Source organism: Microcella sp. (genome assembly GCF_030645145.1).
GTDB lineage: Bacteria > Actinomycetota > Actinomycetes > Actinomycetales > Microbacteriaceae > Microcella.
In genome coordinates, this window is record NZ_JAUSMI010000171.1 from 1 (window position 1) to 6,260 (window position 6,260).

Annotated in this window: 5 protein-coding genes and 1 pseudogene; 4 read left to right on the forward strand and 2 right to left on the reverse strand. The window is 71.9% G+C overall.

All coding sequences use genetic code 11. The features are described from left to right. Positions 1-231: 231 nt before the first annotated feature. Positions 232-741: a hypothetical protein gene (locus Q7T15_RS11890; protein WP_304696479.1), complete on the reverse strand. Its 510-nt coding sequence runs from the start codon at positions 739-741 to the stop codon at positions 232-234. A gap of 41 nt (positions 742-782) precedes the next feature. On the opposite strand from Q7T15_RS11890, the gene metG reads away from it, so the two are divergent. The 3 genes from metG to rsmA are packed head-to-tail and all read left to right on the forward strand — an operon-like array spanning position 783 to position 4,241. Next, entirely contained in the window at positions 783-2,372 is a 1,590-nt protein-coding gene (gene metG, locus Q7T15_RS11895; RefSeq protein ID WP_304696480.1) for a methionine--tRNA ligase, read from the forward strand. A gap of 12 nt (positions 2,373-2,384) precedes the next feature. Continuing rightward, a complete protein-coding gene (locus Q7T15_RS11900; protein WP_304696481.1) occupies positions 2,385-3,395 on the forward strand; it encodes a TatD family hydrolase in 1,011 nt (336 codons plus the stop codon). Next, positions 3,396-4,241, forward strand: a complete 846-nt coding sequence (gene rsmA / locus Q7T15_RS11905; protein WP_304696482.1) for a 16S rRNA (adenine(1518)-N(6)/adenine(1519)-N(6))-dimethyltransferase RsmA — start codon at positions 3,396-3,398, stop codon at positions 4,239-4,241. 253 nt (positions 4,242-4,494) lie between these two features. Here rsmA and rlmC read toward each other — a convergent pair whose 3' ends face one another. After that, positions 4,495-5,646, reverse strand: coding sequence for a 23S rRNA (uracil(747)-C(5))-methyltransferase RlmC (rlmC, locus tag Q7T15_RS11910; RefSeq protein ID WP_304696483.1), 1,152 nt, complete (start codon positions 5,644-5,646; stop codon positions 4,495-4,497). A gap of 87 nt (positions 5,647-5,733) precedes the next feature. On the opposite strand from rlmC, the pseudogene Q7T15_RS11915 reads away from it, so the two are divergent. Continuing rightward, positions 5,734-6,260: pseudogene (locus tag Q7T15_RS11915) on the forward strand (4-(cytidine 5'-diphospho)-2-C-methyl-D-erythritol kinase); the annotation flags it as partial.

A 6,260-nucleotide genomic window follows, 5' to 3' on the forward strand; every position in this document is an offset into this window, starting at 1 on the left:
GAGCTCTACGAGGCCGCGCTCGCGGCCCGCCGCGGGTAGACGGCCGCGGGACTCTCGCGCCGCGCGCCCGGGCCCCGCCGCCCACGCGCTGCCCCCACCCCGCACCCCGATGACAATGCGCCGGTTTGATGACGATGCGCCATATCAATCTCGCGCATTCTCATCAAACCGGCGCATCGTCAGGCGCAGGGGTCGTCCGGGACGCCTCCAGCGCGTCTCGCGGCCGCCCGACTACCCGCAGTCGTCGAGCAGCGAGAGGCGCACGGGCGCAATCGTCTCGCGCTCGGCCGTCGTGATGACGACCCCGTTCACGAATCCCTCGGCGGCGCCGGTGCGCTCGACCTCGATGCCGACGAACGCGGCCGCGCCCGGCTCGATGCTCGCGTCGGCGAGGTCGACGCCGTCGAACGCGTCGCGACCGCTGCTTCCCGACGGCGCAGCGTCGAACAGCACGGGCGTCGCCCGCGCCTCGGGGTCGATCGCGATGAACCGGTCGACGACGGCGACGCCCTCCGACTCGGCGAGCTCGATCCCGGTGATCGCGAGCGGCTCGCCGGCCGAGTTGGTGACTCCGAGGGCGAGGGTGCCGCGATCGCCGACCAGGCACCCGCTCAGCTCGGCGTTCTGATCCGGGGGCGGGCCCGAGCATCCGCCCAGCACCGCGACGGCCGCGACGGCCGCGCCGACGGCGATCGCGCGGGATGCCCGAGGCCGAGCCGGGCGGGTCGGGTCGCGTCTCACGCGGAAAACGCTACGCGACCCCGCCCGTAGACTTGGTCGCTATGGCCGCAGGCGACTCCTTCTCCGTCACGACCCCGATCTTCTACGTGAACGACGCGCCCCACATCGGGCACGCGTACACCGAGGTCGCGGCCGATGTTCTCGCACGCTGGCACCGGCAGAGCGGCGTGCCGACGTGGTCGCTCACGGGCACCGACGAGCACGGTCAGAAGATCCTGCGCACGGCGGTCGCGAACGGCGTCACCCCGAAGGAGTGGGCCGACAAGCTCGTCGCCGATGCGTGGATCCCGCTGCTGAAGACGATCGACATCGCCAACGACGACTTCATCCGCACCACCGAGGAGCGCCACGAGTCGGTCGTGCAGCAGTTCCTCCAGAAGCTGTACGACGACGGCCTCATCTACGACGGCGAGTACGAGGGCTACTACTGCGTCGGCTGCGAGGAGTACAAGCAGCAGTCCGACCTCGTCGACGGCACCGGCGAATTCGCGGGCCAGTACGTGTGCCCCATCCACGGCCGCCCGGTCGAGGTGCTGAAGGAGAAGAACTACTTCTTCCGCATGAGCCAGTTCCAGCAGCGTCTGCTCGACCTGTACGAGTCGCAGCCCGACTTCATCCAGCCCGACAGCCTGCGCAACGAGATCGTGTCGTTCGTACGCCGGGGCCTCGACGACCTGTCGATCTCGCGCCAGAGCTTCGACTGGGGCGTGCGCGTGCCGTGGGACGACAAGCATGTCGTCTACGTGTGGTTCGACGCTCTCATCAACTACATCTCTGCCCTCGGCTGGCGCCCCGACGCCCCGGCCGAGCTCTTCGACCGCTTCTGGCCGTCGAACCACATCGTCGGCAAGGACATCGCGCGATTCCACGCCGTCATCTGGCCCGCGATGCTCATGGCCGCCGATCTGCCGGTTCCGCGCCGCGTCTTCGGCCACGGCTGGCTACTCGTCGGCGGCGAGAAGATGTCGAAGTCGAAGCTCACGGGCATCGCGCCGTCGCAGATCACCGACGTGTTCGGCTCCGACGCGTTCCGCTACTACTTCATGCGCGCGATCGCATTCGGCCAGGACGGCTCGTTCTCGTGGGAGGACCTTGCCGCCCGCTACCAGGCCGAGCTCGCGAACGGCTTCGGCAACCTCGCCTCGCGCGTGGTCGCGATGGTCGGCCGGTACTGCGACGGGGTCGTTCCCGAGGCGGGCGCCGCGAGCGAGGCCGAGGCGGGCATCCAGCGCACGGTCGCGGATGCCGTGGGCACCGCATCCGCCGCCATCGACCGGTTCGCGATCAGCGATTCGATCGCGGCCGTGTGGTCGATCGTCGACGAGCTCAACGGCTACCTGACGGTGCAGGAGCCCTGGAAGGTCGCGAAGGACGACTCGCAGACCGAGCGGCTCCACACGATCCTGTACACGGCGGCCGAGGGGCTGCGCGCTCTCGCCGTGCTGCTGAGCCCGGTCCTGCCGCAGGCCACGCAGAAGCTGTGGGCGGCGCTCGGCGCTGAGCCTCACCTGGGAGCGCTCGCAGACCAGCGCATCCCGGATGCGGGAGAGTGGGGGCAGCTGCCGGCCGGCGCCCGCACCCAGGCGCTCGAGGCTCTGTTCCCGCGCATCGACCACGAGGCCACCGCCTAGAAGGGGCGCGACATGACCGACGAGATGACACCGCACGTGCGCTCCCGCGCCGCGATGGAGGACTCGTCGCGCGACCTCAGCTACCCGCCGAGCCCCGAGGCGCTCGTCGTGCCCGTGTACGACAACCACACGCACCTCGAGATCGCCGACGGCGAGAACCCGATGCACTACCGCGAGCACCTCGACCGCGGCTCGGCCGTCGGGGTCCGCGGCGTCGTGCAGGTCGGCACCGATGTCGCCACCTCGCGCTGGTCGGCGGCGATCGCGGCGCGCGAGCCCCGCGTGCTCGCCGCCGTCGCCATCCACCCGAACGAGGCCGCGACGCTCGAGGCGGCCGGTGAGCTGGATGCCGCTCTCGCCGTCATCGACGAGCTCGCCGCGCAGCCCCGCGTGGTCGCGATCGGCGAGACGGGCCTCGACTTCTACCGCACCGAGTCGGGCAGCGGACGCGACGCGCAGCTGCGCTCCTTCGAGGAGCACATCCGCATCGCGAAGAAGCACGGTCTCGCCCTGCAGATCCACGACCGCGACGCGCACGACGACGTCGTGGCGACGCTGCGCCGCGTCGGCGCGCCCGAGCGCACGGTGTTCCACTGCTTCAGCGGCGACGTCGAGCTCGCGTCGATCCTCGCCGACAACGGCTGGTACGCCTCGTTCGCCGGCACGGCGACCTTCAAGAGCGCGCGCAACCTGCGCGATGCGCTCGACATCCTGCCGCGTGCGCTGCTGCTCGTCGAGACGGATGCGCCGTTCCTGACGCCGCACCCGTTCCGCGGCCGCCCGAACTCGCCGTACCTGCTGCCGTGGACGCTCCGCGCGATGGCCGACCACCTCGGCACCGACGTCTCGATGCTCGCGGCGCAGATCAGCTCGAACACCGAGACCGTGTACGGCACGTGGGATGCCGAGCCGGTCACCGCGCCGGGCGACCCGTGGGCCGACCGCCCTGATGCCGACAACCCCGAGCGCGACGCGCTGCCGGGCCGCGCCGACGACCTGACGACCGAGCAGGGCGGGGCCTGAGTGGCGGGCCTCTTGGGCCCTGCTGAGGTGCGCGACCTCGCCGCGCTGCTCGATGTCACGCCCACGAAGAAGCTCGGCCAGAACTTCGTCCACGACGCAAACACCGTCCGCCGCATCGTGTCGACGGCAGCGCTGCCGCCGGGCTCGACGGTGCTCGAGGTGGGGCCGGGGCTCGGCAGCCTGACGCTCGGCCTGCTGGAGGCCGGGCATCCGGTCGTCGCGGTCGAGCTGGATGCCCGGCTCGCCGCCCAGCTGCCGCTCACGGTCGCCGAGCTGCAGCCGACGGCGCGCCTCGAGGTCGTGCACGCCGACGCGCTGCGCGTCACCTCGCTGCCGGAGTCGTTCGGGGAGCCGACGTCGCTCGTCGCGAACCTGCCGTACAACATCTCGGTGCCGGTGCTGCTGCACCTGCTCGCGCGGTTCCCGTCGATCACGCGGACGCTCGTCATGGTGCAGGCCGAGGTCGGGCAGCGCCTCGCTGCGGGGCCGGGCTCGAAGATCTACGGCAGCCCGAGCGTGAAGGCCGCGTGGTACGGGGCCTGGGGGCTCGAGGGCGTCGTGAGCCGGCAGGTGTTCTGGCCGGTGCCGAACGTCGACAGCGTGCTCGTCGGGATGAAGGCGCGCACGTCGCCTCCCGGGTCGGAGGCGGAGCGTCTGCGCATGTTCGCCCTCGTCGACGCGGCGTTCGGGCAGCGGCGCAAGATGCTGCGGCAGGCGCTCGCGGAGCTCTTCGGCTCATCGGCCGCGGCGACGGCGGCGCTCGAGGCGGCGGGGCTCGACCCGACCGCGCGAGGTGAGCAGCTCGTCATGCAGGACTTCCTCGCGCTCGCGCGCGTGCAGGGCTGAGCGGGCAGCCTCCCGCGCCTGGCCCGCCGGCCCCGCGCCAGCGCGCCCCGATCGGGCCGTTCACGGTGTGGAGGAGTGACGTAATCCGATTTCGACACTCCTCCACATCGTGAGTGCGTCGCCGAGGAAAGTCGGCTCGCCGCGCCCGTCCTACCGTTGTTGAGGAGTGTCGAAAAGTGATTACGTCACTCCTCGACAACGGTAGGCCTCGAAACCGGGGACTCGCGCCCCGCAGGCAGCGCCCCGCATGGAGTCAGAGAGCGGACGTCCGCTCGAGCAGCACCATGACCTCCGAGTGGGTCGACTGCGGGAACATGTCGAACAGCCGCGCCTCGACGACCCGGTACGACCGCATCGATTCGAGGTCGCGCGCGAGCGACGCGGCGTTGCAGCTCGAGTAGACGATCGTCGGCACGCCCGACTCCTCGAGCCAGCCCGCGAGCGGTGCTCCGAGCCCGCGGCGCGGCGGGTTCACGACGACGAGGTCGGGCGGGGCACCCGCGGACGCGACCGCGCTCGTCGCGTCGCCGACCTCGAAGCGCACCCCGGGCATCCGCCCATCGGGCCCGGCCGGGAGCGCGGCGGCGGCGATGCGCGCGCTCGCCACGGCGTCGGCGGAGAGCTCGACGCCGAGCACCTGACGCTCCGGCGCCGCGGCGTGCAGCGCGAACCCGCCGACGCCGCAGTAGAGATCCCAGACCGACGTCGGCTCGGCGGCGTCGATCCACGCGCGGCCCTGCCGGTACAGCGCCGAGGCGATCGCCGTGTTCGTCTGCACGAAGCTCTGCGGCCGCACCTGCAGCGTCGCGTCGCCCACGCGCATCGGCAGGGTCGAGCGCGGGGTGAGGACGACCTCCTCGTCTCCCTCGACGACAGCCTTGTGCTCGGGGTGCAGATTGACCGAGACGACGGCGAGCTGCGGCAGAGCATCCGTCAGCCACGGAACGATCGCCTGCACGGCCGAGACCGACGCGCGCGACCGCACCACGAACCGCACCATGAGCTCGCCGTCGGCCGACTCGGTCGCGATGAGGTACTTGAGCTCGCCCGCCCGCGACGGAACGTCGTACGGCTCGAGCCCCGACCGCGTGATCGCCTCGGCGAGCTGGTCGAACACGGCGCGGATGCCCGGCGCGATGATCCCGCAGGCGCGCAGATCGACGCCCCGCCCGCGGCCGTCGAGAATGCCCAGGGTCGGCGCGGCGCTCGAGCCCCCGACCACCATCTTCGCCTTCGCGCGGAAGCCGGACTCCTCGCTCGCGACCGCGGGCAGCCAGCGGGCCTCAGGATGCGCGGCGAGGAGCGTGCGCGCCGTCGCCTCCTTCACGGCCAGCTGCTCGGCGTACGGCGTGCCCATGAGCGTGCACGAGCGGCACAGTCCGGCGTCGAAGTAGGAGCACTGCATGGCAGGCCCAGGGTAGCCGCCACGCGGTCGACGGGGCGCGGGGATGAGCACGCCGACCGCCCGGTCGACCTCCCCTAGGGTGTTGTCATGGTCGGAAACGGAGCCTCGCGCGCAGTGCATGTGCGGGCGCCCGGCAAGATCAACGTCTTCATGAAGGTCGGCGCCCTCATGGACGACGGCTACCACGACGTCGCGACCGCCTACCAGGCCATCTCTCTCTACGAGGAGGTCTACGCCCGCCCCGCGGACGACTTCTCGGTGAGCTTCTCCGGCTCGATCGACACGAGCGCGCTCGCGACCGACGGCTCGAACCTCGCCATCCGCGCCGCGCGCCTCCTCGCCCGCGTCGCCGACTACCGCGGCGGTGTTCACCTCGACATCGAGAAGAACGTCCCCATCGCCGGCGGCATGGGCGGCGGCTCGGCCGACGCGGCCGCGACCCTGCTCGCGTGCGACCACCTGTGGGGCACGGGCCTCGGGCGGGAGGAGCTGCACTCGCTCGCCGCCGAGCTCGGCGCCGACGTGCCGTTCGCGCTCATGGGCGGCACCGCCGTCGGCACCGGCCGCGGCGACGCGCTCTCGCCCGCGCTCGCGCAGGGAACGTTCCACTGGGT

Coding starts and splice junctions, on each gene's coding strand:
- metG (WP_304696480.1), top strand. CDS start 783: ATGGCCGCAGGCGACTCCTTCTCCGTCACGACCCCGATCTTCTACGTG.
- rlmC (WP_304696483.1), bottom strand. CDS start 5,646: ATGCAGTGCTCCTACTTCGACGCCGGACTGTGCCGCTCGTGCACGCTC.
- Q7T15_RS11900 (WP_304696481.1), top strand. CDS start 2,385: ATGACCGACGAGATGACACCGCACGTGCGCTCCCGCGCCGCGATGGAG.